Annotated in this window: 2 protein-coding genes and 1 pseudogene; 2 read left to right on the forward strand and 1 reads right to left on the reverse strand. The window is 58.8% G+C overall.

The genetic code is table 11. The annotated features are described in order from the left end of the window. Positions 1-157, reverse strand: a 157-nt coding sequence (locus WCA53_RS14315; RefSeq protein ID WP_423911326.1) for a LysR family transcriptional regulator, incomplete at its 3' end; no start/stop codon positions are given. Between the two features lie 354 nt (positions 158-511). Here WCA53_RS14315 and WCA53_RS14320 point away from each other — a divergent pair. After that, positions 512-2020 carry an aldehyde dehydrogenase family protein gene (locus WCA53_RS14320; protein ID WP_423911324.1) on the forward strand — a complete coding sequence of 503 codons (1509 nt, stop codon included), beginning with the start codon at positions 512-514 and terminating at the stop codon, positions 2018-2020. A 131-nt stretch (positions 2021-2151) separates the two neighbouring features. Then, positions 2152-2365: pseudogene (locus tag WCA53_RS14325) on the forward strand (purine-cytosine permease family protein); the annotation flags it as partial.

Genomic DNA, 2365 nt, shown 5'->3' on the forward strand with positions numbered 1-2365 from the left:
AGCCGTGTTCGGTCAGACGAAAGCCGCTGCGCCCCCGCTCGCAAAGCTTGAGCCCCAATCGCGTTTCGAGTGTCGTCATTTGTTCGCTGATGGTCGACTGGCTGACGTTCAGGGTTGCCTGGGCGGCGGAAAAGCCGCCACACCGCACCACCGTCATGAAAACCCTCAGTAGCTTGAGGTCCACGTCCTGCAGCTGGATCACAGTCGTCGCTCCGTTTGCACCCCGTTTTCACCGCTTGCTTCCCTTGCACCGCTTGCTTCGATCTTTCCGATATGAACATCTGATCGACGTGATTTTTACCCACGGCTGTGTCGTCCATAGTCTCTCCAAAGGCCGCGGTGCCACAAGCCACGTTTACATCGATAGTCCCGATGATTCGCGAGTCTGTTGGGCCTTCCGGCGATCTCGTTACGAGGTCACCCACGCGTTGCAGGAACAGGCGCATCCACGCGCACGAAACTGGCCCACCAGAGGCCGTGTAGCAGTTAATCCGAAACACAGGAGACATTGATGGATAAGGTCGTACAAAATTACCTTGAGAAGTTCGGTATTCGCGAAGAGACGCAACGCTTTCTCACCAGGCCACAGAAGATGTTTATTGGGGGTGCCTGGGTGCCGCAAGGCGACCGGGAGTCCTGCGCGGTGCTTGAACCGTCCACCGCGGGCGTGGTAACGCAGATTCCCCTGGGTACGACCGCCGATCTGGATCGCGCGGTTGAAGCTGCCCGCAGACAATTCGACGGGGGACCGTGGCGAAGGCTCAAGCCCCTTGAGCGCGAACGGCTGCTCCATCGCCTCGCCGATCTGATCGAAGCGAACGCAACGGAGTTGGCTGAGATCGAATCGATCGACGTAGGCAAGTCTGTCGCCAATGCACGCGACGTCGACGTTCAAGGCACCATCGACACCTTCCGTTATTTTGCCGGTTGGGCGTCAAAGCTTCACGGCCGCACGGTAGAGCCGTCACTGCCGGGCGACTACGTTGCATACACGCGCAAGGAACCGATTGGCGTCGTGGGCGTCATCGTGCCCTGGAACTTCCCTCTGCAAACGATGGCGTGGAAGGTGGCGGCTGCGCTCGCGGCGGGTTGCACCACCGTCATCAAACCGGCCGAACTCACGTCGCTGTCCACGCTGCGCTTCGCGGAGCTAGTGCACGAGGCCGGGATCCCGGACGGCGTCGTCAACGTCATCACCGGGCGGGGACGCGACATTGGGGCGGCTATGGCCGCGCATCCAGGGATCGACAAGATCACGTTCACCGGTTCCACCGAAGTGGGCCGTACTGTCGGGCACACGGCCGTGGGGGGCATCAAGCGCATCACGCTCGAGCTGGGTGGGAAATCGCCGGTGCTGGTCCTTGCGGACGCTGACATAGACGCGGCGGCTCAAGCCGTAGCCAATGGCATCTTCTTCAATTCCGGACAAGTGTGCGATGCAGGGGCAAGGGTTTATATCCAGCGAGGCATTCACGACAAGTTCATTGATGCGCTGATCAAACACACGCTCACAATGAAGATCGCACCCGGCCTCGATCGGGATTGCTTCATCAGCCCGCTGGTTTCCGCGCTGCAGAAGGATCGTGTGGAATCCTATATTGAAGCCGGACGGCGCGAAGGCGCTGAAGTTGTGCACGGTGGCCATGTACTGGACCGGCCAGGCTACTTCGTCGAGCCGACCATCTTTGCGCATTGCCGCAGTGAAATGAAGATAGTCCGCGAAGAGATCTTCGGCCCGGTGCTGGTGACCGCGCCGTTTGACGATATAAACGATGCATTGTCGCTAGCGAATGACTCGCCATACGGTCTTGCCGCCGCGATTTACTCCAACGACCTGAACCGCGTGCATAGGCTGATTCCAGAATTGCGCGCCGGCACGGTCTACGTTAATGCGCACAGCACGATCGACCCGTCGATGCCATTCGGTGGATTCAAGGAATCCGGCTTCGGCAAAGATCTGGGCCCCGAACAACTCGATCATCTGATGGAAAGCAAGGCCGTCTGGATCACGCTGCACTGAGCCGCCAATCCGGTGACGGCGTCCGGATCGAACGTAAGCCAGGCGCTGCGTGGCGAGCGGGTGTCGTGACTGGCATGCATGACCTGTCTATCCTCATTCCATCAACCTCTCATTCGAGTCAGGGGTACATGATGCAAGTAGCAGACGAAACAGTGAAAGGCACCGTAGCGGGGGTTGAGCACGGTTCCATTGAAGGCCATTCTATTGATTTTATTCCGGATAACGAACGAACTGACAGACTGTCGAGGCAAGGACCCTTCTGGTTCCTGGGTAATTTCACTTTCTTTACCATGACCATTGGCTTTGTCGGTCCCAGCATTGGCCTGAGCGCGCTGTGGACCACGA

This window comes from Caballeronia sp. (assembly GCF_049581465.1).
Classification (GTDB): Bacteria; Pseudomonadota; Gammaproteobacteria; order Burkholderiales; family Burkholderiaceae; genus Caballeronia.

Coding starts and splice junctions, on each gene's coding strand:
- WCA53_RS14320 (WP_423911324.1), top strand. CDS start 512: ATGGATAAGGTCGTACAAAATTACCTTGAGAAGTTCGGTATTCGCGAA.